The sequence below is a fragment of the Variovorax sp. PCZ-1 genome (assembly GCF_018413605.1).
In the GTDB taxonomy this organism is placed as follows: domain Bacteria; phylum Pseudomonadota; class Gammaproteobacteria; order Burkholderiales; family Burkholderiaceae_C; genus JANMDU01.
The window spans coordinates 1078374-1102030 of record NZ_JAHCDN010000001.1; the positions used below are offsets into that span (position 1 = coordinate 1078374).

At 55.7% G+C, this 23657-nt stretch carries 23 protein-coding genes and 2 riboswitches; of the genes, 3 read left to right on the forward strand and 20 right to left on the reverse strand.

What is annotated here, in order from left to right; genetic code table 11:
• Positions 1 to 7: 7 nt before the first annotated feature.
• Genes KIH26_RS05295 through KIH26_RS05320 form a run of 6 tightly spaced genes read right to left on the reverse strand, consistent with a single transcriptional unit; the run spans position 8 to position 5830 of the window.
• Complete coding sequence (locus KIH26_RS05295; protein ID WP_213443135.1) at positions 8 to 1648, reverse strand: acyl-CoA synthetase; 1641 nt, start codon at positions 1646 to 1648, stop codon at positions 8 to 10.
• Entirely contained in the window at positions 1645 to 2964 is a 1320-nt protein-coding gene (locus KIH26_RS05300) for an O-acetylhomoserine aminocarboxypropyltransferase/cysteine synthase family protein (RefSeq protein WP_213443137.1), read from the reverse strand. The genes KIH26_RS05295 and KIH26_RS05300 overlap by 4 nt, the downstream gene beginning before the upstream one ends.
• 11 nt (positions 2965 to 2975) lie before the next feature.
• Positions 2976 to 3434, reverse strand: coding sequence for a CoA-binding protein (locus KIH26_RS05305; protein WP_213443139.1), 459 nt, complete (start codon positions 3432 to 3434; stop codon positions 2976 to 2978).
• 14 nt (positions 3435 to 3448) lie between these two features.
• Positions 3449 to 4486, reverse strand: coding sequence for a Bug family tripartite tricarboxylate transporter substrate binding protein (locus KIH26_RS05310; protein ID WP_213443141.1), 1038 nt, complete (start codon positions 4484 to 4486; stop codon positions 3449 to 3451).
• 25 nt (positions 4487 to 4511) lie between these two features.
• Positions 4512 to 5150, reverse strand: coding sequence for an endonuclease III (nth, locus tag KIH26_RS05315; protein ID WP_213443143.1), 639 nt, complete (start codon positions 5148 to 5150; stop codon positions 4512 to 4514).
• Complete coding sequence (locus tag KIH26_RS05320) at positions 5147 to 5830, reverse strand: pyroglutamyl-peptidase I (RefSeq protein WP_213443145.1); 684 nt, start codon at positions 5828 to 5830, stop codon at positions 5147 to 5149. Before KIH26_RS05320 ends, nth begins: the two co-directional genes overlap by 4 nt.
• Positions 5831 to 5955: 125 nt before the next feature.
• Between KIH26_RS05320 and KIH26_RS05325 the strand changes: the two genes are divergently transcribed.
• From KIH26_RS05325 to KIH26_RS05335, 3 genes are read left to right on the forward strand one after another with little or no spacing between them, the layout of a single operon-like run.
• On the forward strand, positions 5956 to 6228 hold the full coding sequence (locus KIH26_RS05325) for a hypothetical protein (protein ID WP_213443147.1): 273 nt from the start codon (positions 5956 to 5958) through the stop codon (positions 6226 to 6228).
• A gap of 60 nt (positions 6229 to 6288) precedes the next feature.
• Positions 6289 to 7188, forward strand: coding sequence for a KPN_02809 family neutral zinc metallopeptidase (gene ypfJ / locus KIH26_RS05330; RefSeq protein WP_213443149.1), 900 nt, complete (start codon positions 6289 to 6291; stop codon positions 7186 to 7188).
• A gap of 6 nt (positions 7189 to 7194) precedes the next feature.
• On the forward strand, positions 7195 to 7893 hold the full coding sequence (locus tag KIH26_RS05335; RefSeq protein ID WP_213443151.1) for a hypothetical protein: 699 nt from the start codon (positions 7195 to 7197) through the stop codon (positions 7891 to 7893).
• Here KIH26_RS05335 and KIH26_RS05340 read toward each other — a convergent pair whose 3' ends face one another.
• From KIH26_RS05340 to KIH26_RS05405, 14 genes are all read right to left on the reverse strand, one after another.
• Positions 7894 to 8391: a GNAT family N-acetyltransferase gene (locus tag KIH26_RS05340; RefSeq protein WP_249660966.1), complete on the reverse strand. Its 498-nt coding sequence runs from the start codon at positions 8389 to 8391 to the stop codon at positions 7894 to 7896.
• Positions 8388 to 11303, reverse strand: coding sequence for an aminomethyl-transferring glycine dehydrogenase (gene gcvP, locus KIH26_RS05345; RefSeq protein WP_213443153.1), 2916 nt, complete (start codon positions 11301 to 11303; stop codon positions 8388 to 8390). The genes KIH26_RS05340 and gcvP overlap by 4 nt, the downstream gene beginning before the upstream one ends.
• 135 nt (positions 11304 to 11438) lie before the next feature.
• The gene (gene gcvH, locus KIH26_RS05350; RefSeq protein WP_213443155.1) at positions 11439 to 11810 is read right to left on the reverse strand and encodes a glycine cleavage system protein GcvH; all 372 of its coding nucleotides are present in this window, start codon (positions 11808 to 11810) and stop codon (positions 11439 to 11441) included.
• A gap of 43 nt (positions 11811 to 11853) precedes the next feature.
• Positions 11854 to 13017 (reverse strand): glycine cleavage system aminomethyltransferase GcvT, encoded by a 1164-nt coding sequence (gcvT, locus tag KIH26_RS05355; protein ID WP_213443157.1) that lies wholly within the window; start codon positions 13015 to 13017, stop codon positions 11854 to 11856.
• A 57-nt stretch (positions 13018 to 13074) separates the two neighbouring features.
• Positions 13075 to 13182, reverse strand: a riboswitch (glycine riboswitch).
• Between the two features lie 12 nt (positions 13183 to 13194).
• A riboswitch (glycine riboswitch) is annotated at positions 13195 to 13288 on the reverse strand.
• 19 nt (positions 13289 to 13307) lie between these two features.
• On the reverse strand, positions 13308 to 14582 hold the full coding sequence (locus KIH26_RS05360; protein WP_213443159.1) for a TRAP transporter large permease: 1275 nt from the start codon (positions 14580 to 14582) through the stop codon (positions 13308 to 13310).
• Positions 14583 to 14661: 79 nt separating this feature from the next.
• Positions 14662 to 15156, reverse strand: coding sequence for a TRAP transporter small permease (locus KIH26_RS05365; protein ID WP_213443160.1), 495 nt, complete (start codon positions 15154 to 15156; stop codon positions 14662 to 14664).
• A 100-nt stretch (positions 15157 to 15256) separates the two neighbouring features.
• Entirely contained in the window at positions 15257 to 16180 is a 924-nt protein-coding gene (locus tag KIH26_RS05370) for a TRAP transporter substrate-binding protein (RefSeq protein WP_249661105.1), read from the reverse strand.
• A gap of 144 nt (positions 16181 to 16324) precedes the next feature.
• Positions 16325 to 17338 (reverse strand): D-erythronate dehydrogenase, encoded by a 1014-nt coding sequence (gene denD / locus KIH26_RS05375; RefSeq protein ID WP_213443164.1) that lies wholly within the window; start codon positions 17336 to 17338, stop codon positions 16325 to 16327.
• Entirely contained in the window at positions 17335 to 18690 is a 1356-nt protein-coding gene (locus KIH26_RS05380; protein WP_213443166.1) for a TAXI family TRAP transporter solute-binding subunit, read from the reverse strand. Before KIH26_RS05380 ends, denD begins: the two co-directional genes overlap by 4 nt.
• A 136-nt stretch (positions 18691 to 18826) precedes the next feature.
• Positions 18827 to 19642, reverse strand: a complete 816-nt coding sequence (locus KIH26_RS05385; protein WP_213443168.1) for a sulfite exporter TauE/SafE family protein — start codon at positions 19640 to 19642, stop codon at positions 18827 to 18829.
• Positions 19643 to 19863: 221 nt separating this feature from the next.
• Entirely contained in the window at positions 19864 to 20664 is an 801-nt protein-coding gene (locus KIH26_RS05390; RefSeq protein WP_213443170.1) for a tRNA threonylcarbamoyladenosine dehydratase, read from the reverse strand.
• The gene (locus KIH26_RS05395) at positions 20664 to 21779 is read right to left on the reverse strand and encodes a YeeE/YedE family protein (RefSeq protein WP_213443172.1); all 1116 of its coding nucleotides are present in this window, start codon (positions 21777 to 21779) and stop codon (positions 20664 to 20666) included. Before KIH26_RS05395 ends, KIH26_RS05390 begins: the two co-directional genes overlap by 1 nt.
• A gap of 86 nt (positions 21780 to 21865) precedes the next feature.
• Positions 21866 to 22351: a DUF1499 domain-containing protein gene (locus KIH26_RS05400; protein WP_213443173.1), complete on the reverse strand. Its 486-nt coding sequence runs from the start codon at positions 22349 to 22351 to the stop codon at positions 21866 to 21868.
• Between the two features lie 19 nt (positions 22352 to 22370).
• On the reverse strand, positions 22371 to 23642 hold the full coding sequence (locus tag KIH26_RS05405; RefSeq protein WP_213443175.1) for an amidohydrolase family protein: 1272 nt from the start codon (positions 23640 to 23642) through the stop codon (positions 22371 to 22373).
• Positions 23643 to 23657: the final 15 nt, after the last annotated feature.

A 23657-nucleotide genomic window follows, 5' to 3' on the forward strand; every position in this document is an offset into this window, starting at 1 on the left:
ATGAGACTCATTTGCCGATTGACTGGCGCAGAGCATATTTCTGAATCTTTCCTGTTGAGGTTTTCGGAATAGCAGCAAAGCGGATTTCGCGCGGCACTTTGTAGCTGGCCAGCAGGCTCTTGCAGTGAGCGATGAGTTCTTCTGCTGAAACACTGACGCTCGGTTTGCACTCCACGAAAGCGAGAGGAACTTCCCCCCATTTCTCATCTTGCTTAGCCACGACCGCGCAGGCGAGCACGGCACTATGGCGATAAAGGGCGTCTTCCACTTCGATGGAAGAAATGTTTTCGCCGCCCGAGATGATGATGTCTTTGCTGCGGTCTTTGATTTTCACGTAGCGATCAGGCTCCATGACGGCGAGATCGCCGCTATGAAACCAGCCGCCTTCAAAAGCTTTGCGCGTGGCTTGCGGGTTTTTCAGATAACCGCGCATGGTGATGTTGCCGCGAAACATGATCTCGCCCATGGTCTCGCCATCAGCAGGCACTTCTTGCATGGTTTCAGGGTTCATCACGGTCATGCCTGCTTGCAGCTCGTAGCGCACGCCTTGGCGGCCATTGAGGCGAGTTTGCTCAGAGAGGTTTTCGTCTGCCCAACTCTGACGTTTGGCGCATACGCTGGCCGGGCCATAGACTTCGGTAAGGCCATAGACATGCGTAATATCAAAGCCCATCTTCGCCATGCCTTCGATCATGGAGGCGGGTGGTGAGGCGGCGGCTACCATGCCTTTGATGGCATGCGTGATGCCTTGGAAAGCGGTGGGATCGCTGGCATGTGCAGCAATCAAGAGGTTATGCACAATCGGCGCGGCGCAATAGTGATTGGCCTTGTGATCGCGGAAAGCTGCAATCATCGCTGGCGCTTCCACGCGGCGCAGGCAAATATGCGTGCCGCCCACGAGCGCGACCGTCCAAGGAAAGCACCAGCCATTGCAGTGAAACATCGGGAGCGTCCAGAGGTATCTTGCAAATTTCGGCAAGCTCCATGTGACCGCGTTGTTCACTGCATTCAAATACGCGCCACGATGATGCGTGACCACGCCTTTGGGATCGCCTGTGGTGCCACTGGTGTAGCTCACTGCTATCGCATCCCATTCGTCTGAGATACCAACTAACGAGGCGATGGGCGCATGAGCTGCGATGAAGCTCTCGTAGGTTTGAGAGCCAAGCTTTTTATGCGAACCTGTGAACTCACTATCGCATACATCAATCACGGTGATATCGCGCTGGTGCTGTGTTTTCAAGAGCTGCAAAGCTTCGCGCACCACGGGCTCAAACTCACTGTCGGTGATCAACACACTGGCTTCGCAATGCGCCATCTGCCAAGCGAGTAGCGCTGCATCGAGCCGCACATTGAGTGTGTTGAGCACGGCGCCAAGTGCCGGCACAGCGTAATGCGCTTCAATCATCTCGGGTGTGTTGGTGAGCATCACGCTCACTGTGGAGCTGCGTTGTATGCCCAAAGCTTTCAGGCCAGAGGCCAATCGCGCGCTGCGATCGCGCGTTTGCGCCCAGGTGTAGCGCCGCGCGCTGTGAATCACGGCTGGTAAATCGCCATAAATCTCCGCGCAGCGCTCAACGAAACTGGTAGGTGTGAGTGCAGCGTAATTCGCCGCGTTCTTGTCTAAACCTATGTCGTAAATGCTCATGCATTCACCTTGGACAGCGCTTGATCGATGTCCCAGAGGATGTCGTCGATATGCTCTAAGCCCACAGACATGCGCACCAGATCAGGCGATACGCCAGCCGCAAGCTGCTGCTCTTCGGTGAGCTGGCGGTGAGTGGTGGAAGCAGGGTGAATCACAAGAGTGCGCGTGTCGCCGATGTTGGCGAGGTGACTCAAGAACTGCACGCCTTCGATGAACTGCACACCCGCTTGCGCTGCATTCGTGCCCTTCACACCAAAGGCCAGCAAGCCCGATGCACCGGGCTCGCCATCCACAGCGCGCAAATACTTTTGGCAGAGCGCATATTGATCGCTGTCTTTCATGCCGGGGTAATTCACCCAAGCCACTTTCGGGTGCGATTTGAGGAAGCTCGCCACCGCCCGCGTGTTGCGCACATGCTCGCGCATGCGTACAGGCAGCGTTTCCGAGCCTTGCAAAATCATCCAGGCATTGATCGGCGCAAGCGCCGCGCCATAGACGCGCAGGGTTTCTAAGCGCGCGCGCATGGTGAAACCAAAATCGCCAAAGGTTTCGTAAAACTTCACGCCGTGGTAGCCATCGCTGGGCTCGGTCATGCCGGGGAATTTGCCGTTGTCCCAGCTGAAATTGCCATGCTTCTTACCGGCTTCCACCACCACGCCGCCCATGGCTGTGCCGTGGCCGCTGATGTATTTGGTGGCGGAGTGCACCACGATGTCTGCGCCGTGCGCAATCGGGTTGCACAGGTAAGGCGAGGGCACGGTGTTGTCCACTACCAGTGGCAGGCCATGTGCATGCGCAATGTCTGCAATGGCTGCGATATCGAGCATGAGTAGGCTTGGGTTGCCCAACGTCTCAGCAAACACGGCGCGGGTGTTGGGTTTGATCGCAGCAGCCACATTTTCAGGCTTACGCGCATCGACGAAGCTGATTTCAATGCCGAGCTTTTTGAAATTCACTGCCAGCATCGTGACAGAGCCGCCATAAAGTGCGGCTGCGGCCACCACATGATCGCCTGTTTGCAAAATCGTCAGGAGTGCCAGCATCTCTGCAGCCATGCCCGTGGCAGCAGCTACGGCAGCACGCCCGCCTTCGAGCGCTGCTACTCGCTCTTCTAAAGCGGCAACCGTTGGATTGGAGATGCGTGAATACACATTGCCAAACGTTTGCAGATTAAAGAGGCTCGCCGCATGATCCGCACTGTCGAACACATAGCTGGTGGTTTGATAAATCGGTAGCGCGCGGCTGCCTGTAGCGGCATCGGGGATTTGCCCGGCATGGATGGCCAGAGTCTCGGGATGGTATTGACGATCAGCCATGTTGTTCTTTCTTATGCTGGCCGCTTGGCAGAGATCACTTTCGTGTTCACACCCGCCCAATTCAAGCCGCCAAAGAGCCGCGCATGTTCAATCTTCACGCAGCGGTTCATCACGCTGAGCATGCCTTTGGATTCGGCCAGCGCATGCGCTTCTTGATTCATCACGCCGAGCTGCTGCCACAAACACTTTGCACCGACCTTCACAGCTTGCTCAGCAATCGGCATGACGTCCTCTTGCTTACGAAACACATCCACCATATCCACAGCATGCGGAATATCCAGCAAAGAAGCGTAGCTCTTTTCGCCCAAAATCTCCGGGTATTTCGGATTCACGGGAATGATGCGGTAGCCATGCTCTTGCATGTATTTCGCAGCAAAGAAGCTGGGGCGATGCCATTCGGCAGACAAGCCCACCACGGCCACAGTGCGGCAGCTTTTGAGAATCTGGCGCAGGCTTGAAATGTCATCCATGTGGTTTTTCTTTCTCAGTCGATCTTTGCGCCCGAGTATTTCACGGCCTCGCTCCATTTGCGCGTCTCAGCAGCTTCATACGCAGTGAGCTCGGCCGCATTCATGAATTTGGCTTGCGCACCCGCGGCAGCAAAGCGCTGGATCACATCGCTTTGCGCCAGAATTTTCGCCGTTGCATCTTGCAGCTTACTCAAGATAGAGGCAGGCAAGGCTTTGGGTGCATACAGCGCCACCCATCCAGATGTGTCGAAATCTCTGAGGCCAATGTTTGCGCCAGCCTCAGATATTGTCGGCACGCCAGGCAGGGCATCCAAGCGCTGCAAGCCTGCGATACCTAACGCTTTGACTTTACCGCTGCGAATCTGCGGGCCGCTGGCAGCAATTGAATCAAACATCAGCGGCACTTGCCCGCCGATCACATCTTGCAGCGCCGGCGCTGAGCCGCGATAGGGGATGTGGGTGATGAATGTATTGGTGCGGCTTTTGAGCAGCTCCATTGCGAGGTGATTTGTTACGCCATTGCCACCTGAGGCGTAATTGAGTTGGCCGGGGCGTTGTCGTGCATAGTTCACTAGCTCGGCCACGTTGTTGAATGGTGCGTTTGGATTCGCTACGAGTACGATGCCGACGCTGGCCACATGCGCGATCGGCGTGAAATCCGTTGGCGTGTAAGGCCGCTTGGCATAGAGCAGGGGTGCGATCACTTGGGTGGATGTGCTGCCTAGCAGAAGCGTGAGCCCGTCAGCAGGTGTTTGCAGCATGCCGGTGCTGGCCAGTACGCCGCCCGCACCGGGTTTGTTCTCCACCACGAAGCTGCCGCCGAGTTGCGCTTGTAGCCCTTGCGCGAGCGCGCGGGCAAACACATCCGTGCCGCCGCCAGCGGGAAAGCCAACGATGATTTTCACAGGCTTGGAGGGATAATCCGTAGCGGTTTGCGCATGCACATTGCGAACTGACGATGCTATGAATACAGGAGCTGCTTGCGCAATAGATACGCCAGCGATCAGGCTTTTTTGTATCAAATTTCTTCTAGAAACTGAGTGTTGAGACATGGTTGGCCTTTCTGTTTCTGAAAGATTAGTCAGACAAAGTTTTGGGTTTGAAATCACAATGCTGTGACACAGCGCATTTGAAACACAAAGGCTTGCGCGCCATGCACACGTAGCGGCCATGCAAGATGAGCCAATGGTGCGAATCCACCGCATATGCAGCCGGCACACGCTTCATGAGCTGTATTTCCACTTGCAGCGGATTCTTGCCTGGCGCTAAGCCTGTGCGATTGCTCACGCGAAAAATGTGCGTATCCACCGCCATCGTGGGTTGACCGAAAGCCACATTGAGCACCACATTCGCCGTTTTGCGGCCTACGCCGGGCAGGGCTTCGAGCGCTTCACGCGTGCGCGGCACCATGCCACCGTGTTGCTCCACCAAAATGCGGCATGTCTCCATCAGATGCTTGGCTTTGCTGCGATACAGGCCAATCGTTTTGACATAGCTCTCAAGTCCTGCCAAACCCAAGTCAAGAATGGCTTGCGGCGTGTTGGCCACAGGAAAGAGCTTGCGCGTCGCTTTGTTCACACCCACATCGGTGGCTTGCGCAGAGAGCAACACAGCTGACAGCAGCTCAAACACACTGGTGTATTCCAGCTCGGTGTTAGGCTGTGGATTGGCCGCTTTGAGCGTGGCGAAGAAGGGTTCGATCTGGTCTTTTTTCATGGCTTCTTGCTGGGCGCGAGTTTCTCTATCACGCATCGTATCGCAGCATTCATAGAGCCAAGCGACATGCTGGGTGTCTGAGCTGCACCTGTTAACTTGGCCTGCTCAGGCAGATAGGGTACGTGCACAAAGCCTGCGGGAGTTGCTTGCCCTCGTAGCATATGCATCAGCGAGAAAAAAACATGATTGCAAACGAAATGGCCTGCAGTGCTGGAAAGCTCCGCGGGAAGGCCTGCTTCAAGCAGAGCATCGCGCATGTCATGAATGGGTAAAGTACTGAAGTAAGCGGCAGGTGCAGTTTTGAGGATGGCTTGGCCTGTGCGCAGTACGCCCGCGTTATCGGCAAGCGCAGCCTCATCCCAATTCACCGCGATACGCTCAATGCTGATGGCACTGCGGCCGCCGGCTTGACCGAGGCAGAGGATAGCCTCAGGCTCGTATTCGCGCATCAGAGTTTTGAGCACGCGCACGGAGCGGCCAAATTCGCAAGGCAGCACTTCGCCTGCGACTCGCCAGACCCCGATTTTTTGCCCATTCAAAGCCTGGGCTATTGACAAGCTTGGATTGAGCGAAAGTGCACCCGGATCGTCTCCAAAGGGCTCAAAACCAGTCAGCAAAAGCGTTTTCGATGATTTACGTGAATTTGTCACACGCGTCTTGGGTGGTGGTACTAACGGCATGTCCTCTATTGAATCACACTTGCGTTGTATCAGCACAGGCATGGCTTGTTTGCTCCAAAAGAGTGAGCAAGCTTGGCAAGTTAAACCACCGATTGATCCCACAGGAAAATCTTTAGGAGATAGCGATGATTGCAACGATTCACAAACCTTTGATGGCCAACCCCGCAGCTGCAGGCGTGAGTGCCAGTTTGATGCCTACTGAGTTGGGCTATGCCAGCGGTTTGGCTTTGCTCTCGCGTTTTTCTGAGTTGATGGCACACGATGGTTTGACGGTGGACACCCGCCGCATGCAAACCGATGCTGCGTATGCCTTTGAACAACTCGCACTCGGCCACACCAGCACCTACACCGCCTTGCGCGAATGCGCGATGCGCGTGTTCGCCTTGTTTCAAGAATAAGCTTTTTTCGCTTCTTCCCGCCGGGTGTACGATGATGGTATTCATCATCAGGAGACAGCCATGAAATGGGAAGGCAATCGCCAATCAGACAACGTTGAAGACCGCCGCAATCAAGCTGGTGGTGGTGGAGGCTTTCGCCTCGGTGGCGGGCGCGGTATGGGCTTGGGTACGATTGTGATTGCGCTCATCGCGGGTTGGATCTTTGGCATCAATCCGATGACCGTGCTTGGCATACTCGGCGGTGGTGGTGGCATGAGCGCGCCGCAAGTGCAACAAGCACCCGCACAGCGCCCGCCGAAAGATGATGCGATGGCCTCGATGGTGGCCACAGTGCTCGCAGACACAGAAGACGTGTGGGGCGAGATGTTCAAGCAAGCTGGTGCGCAGTATCCCGCTCCGAAGCTCACATTGTTTCGCGGTGCAACGCAAACCGCCTGCGGCGCGGGCCAAGCCGCGATGGGCCCGTTTTACTGTCCGGCAGACCGCAAGGTGTATATCGATCTGAGCTTTTACGAAACCATGAAAAACAAGCTGGGCGCGCCCGGCGATTTCGCGCAAGCTTATGTGATCGCGCATGAGGTCGGCCATCATGTGCAAAACGTATTAGGCACGAGCGGCAAGGTCGATGCGATGCGCGGCAAGATCAGCGAGCGTGAGCAGAACCAACTCTCCGTGCGCCTCGAATTACAGGCTGATTGCTATGCTGGTGTGTGGGCGCATCACACCCAGAAGAAATACGCTGCGCAAGGCAAGCAGTGGCTGGAGAAGGGCGATATTGAAGAGGCGATGAATGCTGCCCAGCAGATTGGCGACGATGCCCTGCAGCAGAAAAGCCAAGGCCGCATCGTGCCCGATAGTTTCACGCATGGCACCAGCCAGCAGCGCATGCGTTGGTTCAACCAAGGCATTCAAACTGGCAATATCAAAAGCTGCGATACGTTTAGCGCGAAGCAGCTTTGATTGGACATGAAAGCACTTCGCCTACTCGCTCAGATGGCCTTTTTTGGCATGTTTTTTATGCCTTTTATGGCTATCGCCGGCATAGAACCTGCGCAGAGTGCTCCTAAAATAATAGTATCTCAGGTGCAGCTCCAGGCTCAGAGCAACCCAGCTGTGCTGCCTCTGCGCAATCTGCAAATAGAAATTCGCCAGATCGGAAACGAAGCAACTCAGCGCAGCAGTGTGGACGCGCAAGGCCGCGTGATTTTGCAGCCCGGAAATTCTCGCGGCGCGGTGAGTGCAGGCATCGATCAAAGCCGCAGCACCCAAGGCCGCAGCTTGCAGCAGCAAGCCTTGGTGCTCAATGGTCGCAGTGTGAGCTTTTCCTTGGGGCAAACCGTGCCGCTTCGCGTTGTGCAAGTCTTGATCTACAAAGATACGGTGAATCTGGTGCCCAGTTCAGTGTTGATTGATCGCAACAGCGGATTCAGCGCCCGCCCGCTTTGGTATGGCGATGATGTGGCTGAAGTTGAAATCAGCACAGCGCTTGCGCAGGGCGTGCGGGAATCCAAGGTGTCAACGACCTTGCCCGTTCAGCTGGGTGAATGGATCACGATTGCGCAAACGGAAGATGCGCAAAACAGCTCTACCAGCAGCATCCTATCGCGCAGCAGCGAAAGCTCGCAGAGCAGTTTGCGGGTAGAGATGCGCTTGACGGTGAAGTAGCTAGAGCCACTTCTGCATGAAGGTGGCAGTGCCTGCTTTTGGGTCAAGTGCGTAGGGTGCGAAGCCGAAGCGTTCGTAGCTTTTCATGGCCACTGTATTGCCAGTGAGTACTTCTAGCGTGATCTTGCAGGCTTTGCGTGCTTGAGCTTCTTGCTGCACAGCTTGCATCAGCATTTGCGCCACGCCTTGGCCGCGCCAGTCAATGTGAACCACGATGTCGTGAATGTTGATGAGAGGCGCGGCTTTGAAGGTGCTGTAGCCTTCGAAACAGTTGGCTAGGCCTGCGGACTGCTCGCCTTGCGGTGTTTGCGCCCAAGCGATGATGCTGAAGGCGAAAGGGCGCTTGGAGAGATCGTCGCACAGGCGCTCCAGTGCCTCGGGTGCTATCGGCGTGCCGCCACCCATGGGGTCGGTGGCGTAGTGGTTGAGCAAAGCAGTTAATGCAGCGCGGTCTGTTGGTTTGGTGTAGTCAACACGACGCGTGGAGAACTGCATCATGCGTAGTCGCTCACTGGAATGCAGCTGCAGGCCAAGTTGCGGTCGCCATAGACGTTATCGAGCCTGCCCACGGGAGCCCAGTATTTGCTGTGTTGCTTGGCACTCAATGTGGCACTCGCCACTGAGCGAGGATAGGCATGCTTCCACTCATCGCTGCTCACGGCTTGCGCAGTGTGCGGGGCATTTTTCAATGGATTATCGTCTTGCGGCCATGCACCTTTTTCGATTTGGGCGATCTCGGCGCGGATGGCGATCATGGCGTTGATGAAGCGGTCAATCTCGGCGAGGTCTTCGCTCTCGGTGGGCTCGACCATCAGCGTACCGGCGACAGGGAAGCTGAGGGTGGGGGCGTGGAAACCGTAGTCAATGAGGCGCTTGGCCACATCTTCAGCGGTCACGCCGCAGCTGTCTTTGATCGGGCGCAAATCTAAGATGCATTCGTGCGCCACATGGCCTTGTTCGCTGGCATAGAGCGTAGGGAAGTGACCTTTGAGTTTTGCGCTGATGTAGTTGGCGCTGAGGATGGATACTTCAGTCGCATCTTTCAAGCCTTCTGCGCCCATCATGCGGCAATACATCCAGCTGATGGGTAGCACAGCGGCATTGCCCAATGGCGCTGCGCTCACCGCACCCACGCCTTGCGTTTTGATGCCGCCCGTTTCATGGCCGGGCAGGAAAGGCACGAGATCTTCCACCACGCAGACGGGACCCACGCCGGGGCCGCCACCGCCGTGGGGAATGCAGAAGGTTTTGTGAAGGTTCAGGTGCGATACATCGCCGCCGAATTCGCCGGGCGCGGCCACGCCCACGAGCGCGTTCATGTTCGCACCATCCACATACACGCGGCCACCGTGCTCGTGCACGAGCGCGCAGAGTTCTTTCACGCTGGTTTCAAACACGCCGTGCGTCGATGGATAAGTGATCATCACCGCTGCGAGGTTTGCGCTGTGTTGCTCGCATTTGGCTTTCATATCGACCATATCGACGTTGCCTTGACTATCGCAGGCCACGACGACGACTTGCATGCCGACCATTTGCGCGCTGGCAGGGTTCGTGCCGTGAGCGCTGGCGGGAATCAAGCAAATCTTACGATGGCCTTGGCCGCGAGCTTCTTGCCAAGCGTTGATCACGAGCAGGCCGGCGTATTCGCCTTGCGAGCCGGCATTGGGCTGCAAGCTGATGCCGCTGTAGCCTGTGGCTTGGCAAAGCCATTCGCGCAGTTGTTCATCGAGAAGTCTGTAGCCTTCGCGCTGATCGGCAGGGCTGAAGGGGTGAATGTTTGCAAACTCAGGCCATGTGATCGGGATCATCTCGCTTGTGGCGTTGAGCTTCATGGTGCATGAGCCCAGCGGGATCATGGTGCGATCCAGCGCCAAATCCTTGTCGCTCAAGCTGCGGATATAACGCAGCATCGCCGTTTCACTGTGATGCGTGTTGAACACGGGATGCGTGAGGAATTCACTAGTGCGACGCAGTGAATGCGGGATCAAAGGCTCGATGCCTTTTTCAAATTGAGCGAAGTTTGGAATGGCTTTTCCATTCGAGAAAATACCCCAGATCAGTTCAATATCAGCGCGAGTCGTTGTCTCGTCCAAACTCATGATGATGTATTCATCCCATGCTTTTCGCAGGTTCACGCCCATGGATACTGCGCGAGCAGCTATCGAATCCGTAGCATCCTTGGTGTGCAGGCAAAGCGTGTCGAAGCCGCTGCTGTGCGTGCCGAGCTCTAAGCCCATTTGCTCCAAGCCTTTGGCAAGGATGGCGGTGTAGCTTGCTACGCGCTGCGCAATACGCTTCAAACCCACGGGGCCGTGATACACGGCGTACATACTTGCGACGACTGCGGGCAACACTTGCGCCGTACAAATATTGGAAGTCGCTTTCTCGCGGCGAATGTGTTGCTCGCGCGTTTGCAACGCGAGGCGATAGGCCGGATTGCCATGCGAATCTACGCTCACGCCCACCAAGCGGCCAGGCATGGAGCGCTTGAAATCGTCTTTGCAAGCGAGGAAAGCGGCATGAGGTCCGCCATTGCAAAGCGGCATACCAAAGCGCTGCGTGGAGCCCACTACGATGTCTGCAGCGCCTGATGCATCACCATTGCCCCATTGGCCGGGAGGATTGAGTAAGGTGAGCGCGAGCAAATCAGTCGCCACGATATAAGCCGCGCCTTTGGCATGCGCCGTTTTCACATCATTGCCTTCTTCACCGAGGCGGCCACTGGTGGATGGGTATTGCTCCAGCACGGCGAAGTAATCATCGCCTGCAATAAGTGCATCCCACTCTTCTTGCGATTGCGCCGTTTTGATTTCAATGCCCAGCGGCTTGGCGCGTGTTTGCATCACCTCAATCGTTTGCGGATGCGCATCACCTGCCACGATACAAACATTGCCTTTGGCTTTCACGCTGCGCTTGGCAAGCGTCATGGCTTCGGCTGCAGCCGTGGCTTCATCGAGCATCGAAGCGTTCGCAATCGGCATGGCGGTGAGGTCGCACACCATGGTTTGGAAGTTGATCAACGCTTCCATACGGCCTTGCGAAATCTCAGCTTGGTAGGGTGTGTAGGCGGTGTACCAAGCGGGGTTCTCCAAGATGTTGCGCAAGATCACGCCAGGTGTGTGACAAGCGTAGTAGCCTTGGCCGATGAAGTTTTTCATCAGCTTGTTCTTGCTGGCAATCGCTTTCATTTCAGCCAGCGCTGCGGCCTCGGTGATCGGCGCAGGAAGCTTCATCGCATTCGCGCGCTTGATTGAATCAGGCACGATGGCTTCGATGAGGGCGCGGCGCGAAGCCGCACCAATCACGCTGAGCATGTGCTGCTCATCGCCTTCCCAAGGGCCAATATGGCGCGCTTGGAATTCAGCGTGGTTTTCAAGTTCACTCAAAGGGGCGGCGGATTGCATCAACATGATTGTTTGCTCGGGAAAAATTGAACGCAAAAGACGCAAAAACTACGCAAAAGTCGCAGAAGAAGAATACAAAAATATTTTTTGCGTCTTCTGCGCAGTTTTTGCGTCTTTTGCGTTCTGTTGGTTGAGTTGAAATTAAGCGTTTTTCTCGAACGCCGTGTAAGCCGTCTCATCCATCAGCGAAGCCAATTGGCCAGCGTCAGAAAGTTTGACCTTGAAGAACCAGCCTGCGCCCAGCGGATCGGAGTTCGCGAGTGCAGGATCAGCGCGTAAAGCTTCGTTTACCTCAGTCACCGTGCCGCTCACTGGCATGTACACATCCGCCGCAGCCTTCACGCTTTCGACCACGCCTGCCACGTCTTTTTGCGCATAGGCCTTGCCCACTTCAGGCAAATCCACAAACACCACATCGCCCAGCGCGTCTTGCGCATGGTGCGTGATGCCCACGATGGCCGTGTCGCCATCCACATTGAGCCATTCGTGGTCTTCGGTGTATTTCATCGTCATAGCTTTTTCTCCTAAATTAAATGGGGTCAGATCACAATTAAATTCAGCCACGATAGTAGCGCTGCGGAACAAAGGGCATGGCGCTAACTTTCATGGGGACGGGTTTGCCGCGCACCATAGCATGCACCACGGTATCTGGCGCTGTGAATTCGAGGTTAACGTAACCCATGGCAATGGGCTGGTTGATCGTGGGGCCAAGGAGGCCGCTGGTGACTTTGCCGATTGGCTGGCCATCCACGCTGAATAGATCGGTACCATCGCGTACGGGGATACGCTCTTGGGCGATGAGGCCGATGCGTTTTTTAGATGGTTTTAGCTCAGTCGCCGGCGTATTCATTGCACCATATGCTATCAATTTTGTAGCGCCTGGAAAGCCGCCTGCTCGCTCGCCGCCCGCGCGTCGCGCTTTCTGGATCGACCAGAGCAAGGTGGCTTCAATCGGATCAGTCGTCGTATCAATATCGTTGCCGTACAAGCAGAGGCCTGCTTCCAAGCGGAGCGAGTTGCGAGCGCCTAGGCCGATGGGCTTGACTTCCGGCTCAGCGAGCATGGCGCGAGCTAATTTTTCAGCTTGATTGCCGGGCACAGAAATTTCAAAACCATCTTCGCCGGTGTAGCCGCTGCGTGTGATGAAGAGTGACACGCCTTGCCATACAAAATCACCGCCGGTCATGAAAACGAGTTTTTCGACGCCGGGGATCATGCGCGAGAGCGCTGTGACGGCTTGTGGACCTTGCAGCGCGAGCAGGGCATCATTTTCTAGATAAGTGAGCTTGGCGGCTGGATGTGAAGAGCCAAGCTTCTTGCGCATCCAAGCCAGATCACCATGCTTGCAAGCGCCATTGACGATGATGAAGATGTGATCGCCACGATTCGTGAACATCAAATCATCGATGATGCCACCCGCATCGTTCGTGAGCAGGCCGTAGCGCTGCTTACCTTCGCCCAAGCCCAATACATCCATGGGAATCAGCGATTCAAGGGCGAGGGCGCGCGCCTCATGCGTGGGCGCATCCAAGCGCACTTGCCCCATGTGCGAGACGTCAAACAAACCCGCTGCCGTGCGCGTGTGTGCATGCTCAGCCATGAGGCCAGCCGGGTATTGCACAGGCATGGAGTAGCCTGCAAACGGCACCATGCGAGCGCCGAGCTCAATGTGAAGTGCGTTGAGGGGGACTTGAAGTAAATCTTGGTGAGCGTCAGACATACAGGGTTTCCAAATCAAAGGATCAAACATCAGCCAGATGACGGGTGTTTGAAAATGAGAAACCCTGTTGTCCGCTTTACCTGAGAGATTCTTGGTTTGAGATCAAACCAGTTGCCCCTTCGGTGGGCCGAGCCTTGCGCTCAGCCTCTCTCCAACAGAATGTGAAAGCCATAAAGCTTTCGATTGCCTGTCCTTTTGCCTGAGCGTTTGCTGACTTAAATCAACTGCGCCTTCGGCGGTTCATTAAAGAACTCTCTCCAAGCAACCATCATTGTACGTGACTCAAAAGCTCACTTGTACACAAGATCGCGCAAGGTCAGGCTGATGCCCGGGATGTAGGTGATCAGCATCAAGCAGAACAAAATCACACAGACGAAGGGCAGCAGATGCGGAATGATCCGGTCCAAGGATATTCTCGCTACCGTACATGCTGCAAACAGGTTCACACCGAAGGGTGGGGTGATCATGCCCAGAGCAAGGTTGACCACCATGATCAGGCCGAAATGCACGGGATCGATGCCGAAATGCATGGCTACAGGGGCAAGAATCGGCGCGAGCACGATGATGGCGGCGCTGGTTTCGATGAACATGCCGATGATGAAGAGGGCAGCGTTCACGCCCAGTAGGAAGATCGCGGGGCTTTGCAACACTTCTTTCAGATACTGGCCAATCGCATCAGGCACGCCGGCTCGTGTGATGAGGAAGGCAAAAAGACCAGCATTGGCAATGATGAACATGATCACGGCGCTGGAGATCACGGATTTCTTCAATATTTTGTAGAGATCAGCTATTTTGATTTCGCGGTAAATCAGCATGCCCACGATGAGCGCGTAAAACACAGCCACTGCTGAAGCTTCCGTGGGCGTGAAGATACCGCCATAGATGCCGCCTAGGATGATGACTGGCATGAGCAGCGCCCAGCCTGCTTGCCAAGTGGCTTTGCCGAAGCTCAAACGGCCATCACCATCGTTTTTGCCCCAGCCTTTGATACGGCAATAGACATAGACGAAGAGCATCAGCGCGAAGCCAATCAAGAGACCTGGGCCAAAGCCTGCGATGAAGAGCTCGCCGATGGAGACCTCCGCGCTCACGCCATACAAAATCATCGGAATGCTCGGCGGAATGATCACGCCCAACTCGGCGCTGGTGGCTTGCAGCGCAGCGGCATAAGGCGTGGGGTAGCCATGCTTGATGAGTGCAGGGATCAGGATCGCACCGATAGCAAAGGTCGTCGCCACGGATGAACCTGAAACAGCCGCAAAGATCATGCAGGTGAGCACACAAGTCATGGGCAAGCCGCCTTGCACGCCGCCCACGATGGATTTGGCGAACTCCACCAAGCGGCGCGAGATACCGCCCGTTTCCATGATGTTGCCCGCCAGAATAAAGAAGGGAATCGCAGCGAGTGGAAATTTATTGATCGAGGAAAACATTTCCTTGACCGAGATCAGCATATTCACATTGCTGACTTGAATGCCGACGATGGCCGAGAGGCCAATTGATACGGCCACAGAAATGGTGAGTGCAAAGCACATCACCATGGTGAGAATCATCACGGTGCTCATATGACCCCCACGCTCTGCGCTGGCGCGTCGTCGCTGCCCCCCAGGGGGGCTTGAGCCACTTGAAGCGGTTCTGCGTGTCTCATTGTGCGGTCTCCAACTCAAGGCGCTGTGGATCGAACAAATTGCCGATCACGCCAATCGCACTGAACACGCCCCCGACAGGGATGGCCAAATATGCCCAAAACATACTCACATCTTCCAAGCCAATCGTGCTTTGCACTTTGCCGCGATTCGCATAATCCCAGCCCCACCAAATCAGCACGGCAATCAGAATCAGGGCTGCAATCGTGACGACGTAATCGAGCACGCGCTTGATGCTGGGCGGACTCCAGCGATACAGCACATCCACGCTCACCATCGCGCCTTGGCGAAACGCGGGCGCAATGCCTAAAAACACCATCCAGATCAAGCTGAATCGAATCAACACCTCTGTCCATTCCGCAGGGCGCTCCAAGACGAAGCGCGTAATGATCTGGAAGAGCCCCAAGCAGGAAGCGATACCGAGCATGGCACAGGCGATGGCCATGGCCAAGCCTGTGGTGAAGCTCTCAAATTTCAGGAAGGAGTTTTTCATCGTTTGGTATCTGTCTTTTCAATGAAAAATACGCCGAAAACGGTATGTCGCCGGCGTATTTATTGCGCGAAGTGCTACTGATTATGTAGCACTTCTCCAATTATTTCACAGCGCGGATGCGGTCAATATTGGCTTTGCCGAACTGTTTTTCAAACTCGGCATTCACGGGTGTGAGTGCAGCGATGAATTTGGATTTATCCACGTTCTCCACCACGGTCATACCTTTGCTGCGCAGCTCGGTCACGCCTTTGGCATCGTCTTCATCCACGCGAGCGCGGCCTACTTTGGCGCCTTCTTTAGCGGCTTCGAGGAAGGCCGTTTTGTCAGCAGCGGAGAGTTTGTCGAATGCGCCCTTGCTCATCAGAAAAATAGCGGGCGAATAAACGTGGCCAGTGAGCGAGAGGTGCTTTTGCACTTGGTCAAACTTGGCCGCCATGATGACGGAGAGTGGATTCTCTTGCCCATCGACCGTACCTTGCTGCAAAGCGGTGAACACTTCAGGGAAAGCCATGGGCGTGGTCACGATGCCGAAGCCTTTGTAGGCCGCGACGTGGACGGGGTTTTCCATCGTGCGCATTTTCAGACCCTTCAAATCATCGGGCGAAGTGACGGTACGTTTGCTGTTGGTCATGTGGCGCACGCCATTCTCGCCCCAAGCCAGAGCTTTGAAACCTTTGGGCTCAAACTTGGCGAGCATTTCTTGGCCAATCGCGCCATCGAGCACGGCGCGTGCATGCGCTTTGTCACGGAACAAGAAGGGAATATCTAAGATTCGCGCATCAGGCACGAAATTGGGCACAGGGCCTGTTGATGTGAAGGTGAGTTCTTGGGTGCCCAACTGCACAGATTCAATGCTTTCGCGCTCGCCACCCAAAGCGCCGGAGTAGAAGGTTTGGATTTTGTAGCGGCCTGCTGTGCGCTTTTCCACTTCGCGGGCGAAGGTGTCAATCGCCACGCCTTGGTGCGAGTTTTGCGCGACCGAGATGCTGATCTTCATCGTGGTTTGCGCTGCGGCGCTGCTCATGAAGCCTGCAGCGGCTGCGGCGGCAAGGAAGAGGGTAGAAAGGCGACGTGTCAGTAGCATGGAAGTCTCCAAAATAAGCGATATTGCAGTCTAGCCCGATACGGCTGGCTTGGGGCTAGGGGATGCCCTCAGAGCGGGGCGAAATTAAACCTTAAAGTCAGGATGGTTTTCGGCAATGTGCGAGCGCACGATCTCTTCGAAGCTGGCGTTGGGTTTCATGCCCAGCGCTTGCGCGCGTGGAGAGCCCATGCGCGTGGGCCAGCCGCTGACGATGCGCTCAACGGCGGGGTCAATCTTCCAATCGAGCAGAGCGTGCACTGGATCACCTGCGACGCGGCGCAGCGTATCAGCCATCTCGCCCACTGTCGTAGGCACAGCGGGTAAATTCAGCGCCGTGAGCGGTCCCCAAGCTTCGTCGTTGGCTTCCATGCAAGCAATGATGTGCTCCACAGTTTTTGCAGGCGATGAGAGCGAATGCACCACATCCAGTTTCACTGGAATCGTGCAGCGAATGCCGTTCAAGGGCTCGCGGATCATGCCGCTGAAAAAGCCAGATGCCGCGCCATTGGGCTGACCTGCTCGCACGGAGACGGTAGCGAGGCGCGCGGTGCGAGCGCGGATGAAGCCTTTTCGTGCGTAATCGGCCATGAGCTGCTCGCCAATGAGCTTTTGGATGCCGTAGCTGGTTTGCGGTGTGGGTAGTGTCGTGTCCACAATCTCATGCGGGAAGGCGTGATGCGCAGTCGTGCCAAATACAGCGATGGAGCTGGCGAAAAAGACCGTAGGTTGCGTTTTTAAAGCGCGACAGCTTTCCAGCAGAGCATGGGTGGTGGCGTAGTTGCTGCGCATGCCAAGATCGAAATTGGCTTCGCATTCGCCGCTCACGGCAGCGGCCATGTGGAAGATGGCGGCTGCGTCGGCGTGGCGAGCCAGTAAGTTCTCCGAGCCGCTTTGCAGTTGGTCAAACAGATCGCCCACTTCGCACGAGATGCGTGGATCATTTGTGAGATCTGTGCGCGCGGCCACACGATCAGCCAGGACGATATGGGTGATCCGTTCTGCAGCTTGGCCACGCAAATTCAAAGTACCGCGCTGAAGGAGTTCTTTAGCGAGGCGCGCGCCCACAAAGCCAGCGCCGCCAGTGATGATGATTTTCATGATGCTTTCGGTGAGTTGAGTGAATCTTGCTCGTTTTGCAACTGGCCGCGCACGTAATCCACGTGTTGGCGCAGGGTGTACACGCGGTCTGCAAATTCCAAGGTGAATTTTGTGCGGCTGATCTCGCTTTCAATGGTGTTCAGATCGGCGCGAGCGCTGTTGATTTCTTGTTGGCTGAGCTGCCGTGAACGGATGTCTGTCTCTATCTTGAGCAATTGCCCATAGCGGCGATACAAGCGATTTTTCTCTTTGAATTGCAGCAGCTCGGGAATCAGTTTGATCACGGGGATACCAATGGCAGCCAGCGGAATCAAGATGAGCAGCAGGCGCTGCAGGGCATTGGCTAGCCAAAAGGGCAGATAGCGCTGCAGGAAAGGGCGGCCATCTTTGAAATAGCGCGTGGCTTCTTCCGAGAGCGGGAAGTCTGTACCACGTGGGTGGGGAAATTCGCTAGGGCGACTCAGCAGCGTCGCGCCTTTGTGCGTATCGCGTGCGGCTTCCAGCAGCAAATAAGCAATCGCAGGATGCGTGTCTTGCCGTACGACGAGATTGGCTGTGGTGGTCAGCAGCGTGACATCTTGAGGGGGAGTTTGGCTCACGGGGTCAACCGAACCTGCTTTGAGCACCACGGTGGAGAGATAAGGCAAGCGGCGAGTGATGCCTTCGGCTTGGGCGAGGTTGATCAGAGTGGCGGAATTGCCGGGGTCAATCAGCTTTTGCACTGCTGGTGCTTGAGGCGATGCAATCAAAATAATGGCATCGAGTTTTTTATCGAGCAGTGCCTGCGTGGCTGCCATGCCAGAGTTGGGCTCCAGTGTCGCGTTCTCAGCGCTCACGCCATAAGCCTTGAGCAGATCCAGAGCGACCTTGCGCGTGCCACTGCCTTCTGCGCCGACAGCAATACGCATGCCTTTCAACCCAAGCAAACTGCCCCCCAGTTTTTTGGCAGCTTCAGGATTCTGCGCAAACACCCAAAGTGGCTCATAGCCGATCACGGCGAGCGATCGCAGAGGCGTGTTGTCGTCATCTGCGTTGGGATCAATACTCAATTGCCCTAGGCCGCCCTGCACAAAACCTGCGTTGATTTTTGTGTCTTCTAAGCGCTCAAGGTTTTGCACCGAGCCCGCCGAGGTTTTGAGTTCTAGCTTGATACCATTCGCTTTGAGATAGGCTTGGTATTTTTCACCAAAGTGATGGTATGCGCCGTCTGCGGCACCTGTGGTCATTGTCACGATGCGAGGCGGCGCTGGGCTGATATAGCGCATCAATGCCCAAATGATGAAGCCCAAGATCGCCATGAATGCGGCGGCAGCAAAGAATTGTTGCTTGTGCGAAAGCTGGGGAATAACCATGCCAGCAGTCTAACGAATTTTTACTGGCGCTCTTTTGCAGATCACGGCAGTGGTTTGGAGTGCCATTTAATTGCTATCAATGAAATAGCATGTTGCGCAGTCTCTGTGCCAGCAAACTGCCCAAAACCTTCAAAATCTAAGCGAAAAAACCTTTGTAAAGCATGTACCCCGCGAGCGCATACAAAATGCAGGCAAACACACGTTTCAAGCGCTTCACATCCATTGCATGCGCTGCTTTGGCGCCCACAGGTGCCATGAGCACACTGGTGATGGCAATCAAGCCAAGTGCTGGCAGCCAGATATAGCCCAGCGAGCCTTGTGGCAAGTTATTCACGCCCTGGCCGCTGATGGCGTAGCCCACAGCGTTCACCACAGCAATCGGAAAGCCCAAAGCGGCCGAGGTAGCCACTGCGTTGTGAATTGACACATTGCACCAGGTCATGAAAGGCACACTGATGAAGCCGCCGCCTGCACCCACCAGGCCGGAGAGGAAGCCAATCACACCGCCACCTGCCAGCTGCCCAGCCGTGCCAGGCATTTGCCGCGTCGGAGCAGGTTTTATGTCTAGGAACATTTGTGTGGCAGAAAACGTGACGAAGGCACCGAAGAAAATTGCAAGCCATGAACCTTTGAGCAAAGCAAACACACCCAAGCTCGCCACCAAGCCGCCTATAACGATGCCGGGCGCTAGGCCTTTGACGATATCCCAGCGCACCGCGCCGCGCTTGTGATGCGCGCGCACGCTGGAGATGCTGGTGAAAATGATCGTGGCCATCGATGTGGCAATCGCCATCTTCACCGCCAGATCAGGCGATGCGCCGCGCGTGCTCATGATGTAGGTGAGGAAGGGCACGAGGATCATGCCGCCGCCGATGCCGAGCAAACCAGCCAGAAAACCAGTGCCCACGCCGAGGATGAGCAATTGGGCGATGAGCGAAAAATCGAGCGTCATGTTGTTGTCGTTCTATTTGGAGAGAGGAAGGTGCTTGCAGCTTGTGTGTCAGGCCGGCATCCTGAACCGGGGTTCAGGTGGGCGAGATCAGCAACACTCATTGGGTTCATCTGACGCGAGACGATCACGCTTGAGAGGCAATTTTCAAGCCCGAGCTCAAAGAGCATTGGTACAAGAATATAAAGCCCAACACGGCTGCAAGCAGGATCAATTTTACTGCGCTAGTTGGATTTGCGTGCGAGTTCATCGAGTACCCAACCAGCAGCGCACATGCCGAAACTTGCTGTCACGCTCACCACCGAGCCAAAGCCGTGGCAGTTGAGGCTGCCGTCTGCTTCTTCGATGTTGCAAGACGGATCAGGCGGCGCGACCGCTTCTTTGCTGAAGACGCAAGTGATACCGATTTTCTTCTCGCGAGGCGCGCCGTGCTGGCGACGCAGGCGATAGCGAAGATCGGCCAAAAGCGGATCGTGTGTGGTTTCACTCAAATCGGAGATGTCCACTTTTTCTGCGCGGCGTTTGCCGCCAGCTGCGCCGCTGGTGATGAAGAGCGGCGCTTGTTTCTTCAGGCGCTTGGTTTGATCCAATGCCCAAGCAGCGAGTGCGGTTTTGGCGCTTTGCTGATCGCAGCAATCAAGCACGGCATCAAAGTTGGCTGCGGCGAGCGATGGCCAGTTATCTGGCGTGGCAAATTCTTCAACGCAATTGACTTTGCACTGTGGGTTGATGAGAAGGATTCGCTCGCTCATGGCATCTACCTTGGCCTTGCCCACAGAAGTCGTATCCGCATGAATCTGTCGATTGATGTTTGATTCAGCCACTTGGTCAAAATCAATCAAGGTGATTTGCCCCACGCCGCTGCGCGCAAGCGCCTCTGCTGCCCAAGATCCCACCCCACCAATGCCGATCACAGCCACATGTGCTGCGCGAATGGCTGCTGCGCCATTCACGCCGTAAAGACGTTCTAAGCCAGAAAAGCGCCGTGCCAGATCGGCCAGAGCGCCTGGTGCGAGCTCTTGCATCAGGCCATCTTTTCCAGACGCCACATCTGGTACTTAAAGGCGAGCACCGCGCCAGCGATGATGGCTGCGACGGCAATAAAGCTCATGGTGGAGAGTGTAGAAATGCCGCTCAAACCCTGGCCGACTGTGCAGCCCATGGCCGTGACGCCACCGATGCCCATAAGCGTTGCGCCCACCAGATGGTTCGCCACATCTTCTGTGCCACCAAAGCCTTCCCAGCGGAAGCTCTTGCCCAAAAGCGCCATCACCGCCGAGCCCGCGATCACACCAAACACAGAGGCAATACCCAGCGTGATGACCTTGGATTTATCACTGAAAAACATGAACCAATCTACCGTGTAGGCCACAGGCGCAACAAAGCTCAAGGCTTCGGCACGGCCAGAATTGGTGGCCACAAAAGCTTCCTGCAAAGTTTCGGGATGCTCTGCAATAAAGCCTAGCGAGCCGCTGGCCCACCACATGGCCGTGAGCACGCCACCGATACCTAAGCCTGCGAGCAAATTATCAAAGCTGCGAAATTCTTTGGAGGCAAAAGCCCAGAGCAGCAGTGCACCGCCTACAACAGCTGCCATCAATAATTGAGCGAGCTGAATTTTGATGCCAAACAGGCCTGTCGCCGGCATAGATAGTGCGCTAGCAGCTACTGAATTAATAGCAACCTGATCGACTGTGGCAACGCGAAGCATTGCGGGCATGCCTTTGAGGGTGGCAAATGCAGCCACGCCCATCACGATAAAAACGATCACTGATTTCAAACTGCCGCCGCCAATGCGCACCAGCGTTTTACTGCCGCAGCCTGAGGCCAGCACCATACCAAAGCCAAACAATAAACCGCCGACCAAGGCAGACAGCCAAAGCACGCGGCTGCCGGCATACAGCGTTTTGCTCGGATCGACTTTGCCCAGATAAACCAAAACGCCAAAGCCCAGCATGGCCACCCCTGCTGCCATCGCCCATTGGCGCATGCGCTGCCAATCGCCCATGTTGACGATATCGCTGACTGCGCCCATGGTGCAGAAATGCGTGCGCTGAGCTATCGCGCCGAAGAGGAAAGAAAAAACGAAGGAAGCCAGCAACACATGCTGGTTCAAGGTAGAGAGGTCTGAAGCTTGCATCCCAGTATTTTAGGTGAGCTCATCGCTCGCAAGCCGTGGCGCTGCGCCAAGCTCATTCTGAGAGCTCAGCGGGATCTCCAGAGTATTTATTGTCCAATCGCTTTGCGTATGGCCTCAATGCGCGCACGATTCACACCGAAGTCCTTTTGGCCCAAGCGGCTGGCGCTTCGCACATCGATGATGCCTTTGCCTGCATCGAGCGCGAATTCCAAGTCATCGGTGTATTTGAGCAAAGCGGTGGTGCTTTGCGCGTAGATGTAGCCTGCCTCTTGCTTGACGATGACGGTGCGCGGCATGTCCTTCAGCGCTTGGACGATTTTGGCCATCTCTGCGCTGCCATCGCCGCTGGCTTTGAAGGGGGCGATGTTGCAGTAGGCTTTTTGTGGATGATCTGGCCACAGATCCGCTTGGCTGGTCACGGAGTTTTGTGTGCGTGAAGGGCGCTTGAGTTTGCCTTCTTTGAGCCCCAAATCTTGCGGTGCTTTGCCGCGGAGCAGGCCGAGTTGGCCGGCGACCAGCAATGCCAAGGCAACGATGGCGACAGCCAATAAAAAGAGAATCAAGTAACGCATGGTGTTTCCTAGGGTGAGATCAGATTTGCCACGAGGTTGTAGCAGGTCTTTCTGGGAGGCTCAACCTAGAGACGCTCGGCGCTGTCTCCGCGATGACTTTGCCGCGTTTGAAGACTTTCAGGCGCGTGGCTCTCAATCGCAATGCTTCAATGGGATCGCGCGCTTGTAGCAACACAAAATCTGCTTTGCAGCCTTTCTCTATGCCATAGCCTTTGAGATGCATGAGCTTGGCGGGATTGACCGTTACCGCATCAAAGCATTGGCGCATGGCCGATTGAGAAGTCATCTGCGCCACATGCAATCCCATGTGTGCAACTTCGAGCATGTCGCCGCTGCCAAGGCTGTACCAAGGATCCATCGCACAGTCTTGCCCAAAGGCCACCGTGAGCCCATGCGCCATTTGCTCAGGTACGCGCGTCATGCCACGCCGCTTGGGGTAGGTGTCATGCCGACCTTGCAGCGTGATGTTGATCAGCGGATTGGCGATCACGCCAAGATTGGCTTCTTTCATCAGCGGCAGCAGTTTGCTCACGTAATAGTTGTCCATGCTGTGCATGGAGGTCAGATGTGAGCCGACCACGCGGCCATGCAAACCGAGGCGCTGCGTTTCAAAGGCCAGCGTTTCTACATGGCGCGAGAGCGGGTCATCCGATTCATCGCAATGCATGTCTACAAGTAGGCCGCGCTCGGCGGCGATTTCGCAGAGCAGCTTCACGCTGAGCGCGCCATCTTGCATGGTGCGCTCGAAATGCGGAATGCCGCCGACGACATCCACGCCTTTGTCTAAAGCACGTTGGAGGTTATCCATCGCATCCGGTGAGCGCAGAACGCCATCTTGCGGGAAAGCGACGAGCTGCAAATCAATATACGGCGCGACGCGCTTTTTCACCTCCAGAAGCGCATCCACTGCAAGCAAGCGCGCATCACACACATCCACATGCGTGCGAATCGCTAGCAGGCCTTTGCCAACTGCCCAATCGCAATACTGCATGGCACGGCTGACCAAAGCCTCTTGCGTTAGCAGGGGCTTGAGCTCGCCCCAAAGCGCAATGCCTTCAAGCAGCGTGCCGCTCTGGTTCACACGCGGCAGGCCGTAGCTGAGTGTCGCATCCATGTGGAAATGCGCATCGACGAACGGTGGCGAGAGCAATTGGCCTTGAGCATCCAGCGTTTCATGTGCTTCAGCTTTGAGGCCAGGCGCGACATCCACAATCTCACCATCTTGCACGGCAACAGAGGCGTTCGTGCGGCCATCGGGAAGAGTTGCATTGGTGATCAGCAGATCAAGCATGTGGTTGATATAGAT

Bases quoted from the DNA above. Each gene is read 5' to 3' on its own strand.
- KIH26_RS05295 (WP_213443135.1), bottom strand. From the start codon at position 1,648: ATGAGCATTTACGACATAGGTTTAGACAAGAACGCGGCGAATTACGCT.
- KIH26_RS05300 (WP_213443137.1), bottom strand. From the start codon at position 2,964: ATGGCTGATCGTCAATACCATCCCGAGACTCTGGCCATCCATGCCGGG.
- KIH26_RS05305 (WP_213443139.1), bottom strand. From the start codon at position 3,434: ATGGATGACATTTCAAGCCTGCGCCAGATTCTCAAAAGCTGCCGCACT.
- KIH26_RS05310 (WP_213443141.1), bottom strand. From the start codon at position 4,486: ATGTCTCAACACTCAGTTTCTAGAAGAAATTTGATACAAAAAAGCCTG.
- nth (WP_213443143.1), bottom strand. From the start codon at position 5,150: ATGAAAAAAGACCAGATCGAACCCTTCTTCGCCACGCTCAAAGCGGCC.
- KIH26_RS05320 (WP_213443145.1), bottom strand. From the start codon at position 5,830: ATGCCGTTAGTACCACCACCCAAGACGCGTGTGACAAATTCACGTAAA.
- KIH26_RS05325 (WP_213443147.1), top strand. From the start codon at position 5,956: ATGATTGCAACGATTCACAAACCTTTGATGGCCAACCCCGCAGCTGCA.
- ypfJ (WP_213443149.1), top strand. From the start codon at position 6,289: ATGAAATGGGAAGGCAATCGCCAATCAGACAACGTTGAAGACCGCCGC.
- KIH26_RS05335 (WP_213443151.1), top strand. From the start codon at position 7,195: ATGAAAGCACTTCGCCTACTCGCTCAGATGGCCTTTTTTGGCATGTTT.
- KIH26_RS05340 (WP_249660966.1), bottom strand. From the start codon at position 8,391: ATGATGCAGTTCTCCACGCGTCGTGTTGACTACACCAAACCAACAGAC.
- gcvP (WP_213443153.1), bottom strand. From the start codon at position 11,303: ATGTTGATGCAATCCGCCGCCCCTTTGAGTGAACTTGAAAACCACGCT.
- gcvH (WP_213443155.1), bottom strand. From the start codon at position 11,810: ATGACGATGAAATACACCGAAGACCACGAATGGCTCAATGTGGATGGC.
- gcvT (WP_213443157.1), bottom strand. From the start codon at position 13,017: ATGTCTGACGCTCACCAAGATTTACTTCAAGTCCCCCTCAACGCACTT.
- KIH26_RS05360 (WP_213443159.1), bottom strand. From the start codon at position 14,582: ATGAGCACCGTGATGATTCTCACCATGGTGATGTGCTTTGCACTCACC.
- KIH26_RS05365 (WP_213443160.1), bottom strand. From the start codon at position 15,156: ATGAAAAACTCCTTCCTGAAATTTGAGAGCTTCACCACAGGCTTGGCC.
- KIH26_RS05370 (WP_249661105.1), bottom strand. From the start codon at position 16,180: ATGAGCAGCGCCGCAGCGCAAACCACGATGAAGATCAGCATCTCGGTC.
- denD (WP_213443164.1), bottom strand. From the start codon at position 17,338: ATGAAAATCATCATCACTGGCGGCGCTGGCTTTGTGGGCGCGCGCCTC.
- KIH26_RS05380 (WP_213443166.1), bottom strand. From the start codon at position 18,690: ATGGTTATTCCCCAGCTTTCGCACAAGCAACAATTCTTTGCTGCCGCC.
- KIH26_RS05385 (WP_213443168.1), bottom strand. From the start codon at position 19,642: ATGACGCTCGATTTTTCGCTCATCGCCCAATTGCTCATCCTCGGCGTG.
- KIH26_RS05390 (WP_213443170.1), bottom strand. From the start codon at position 20,664: ATGCAAGAGCTCGCACCAGGCGCTCTGGCCGATCTGGCACGGCGCTTT.
- KIH26_RS05395 (WP_213443172.1), bottom strand. From the start codon at position 21,779: ATGCAAGCTTCAGACCTCTCTACCTTGAACCAGCATGTGTTGCTGGCT.
- KIH26_RS05400 (WP_213443173.1), bottom strand. From the start codon at position 22,351: ATGCGTTACTTGATTCTCTTTTTATTGGCTGTCGCCATCGTTGCCTTG.
- KIH26_RS05405 (WP_213443175.1), bottom strand. From the start codon at position 23,642: ATGCTTGATCTGCTGATCACCAATGCAACTCTTCCCGATGGCCGCACG.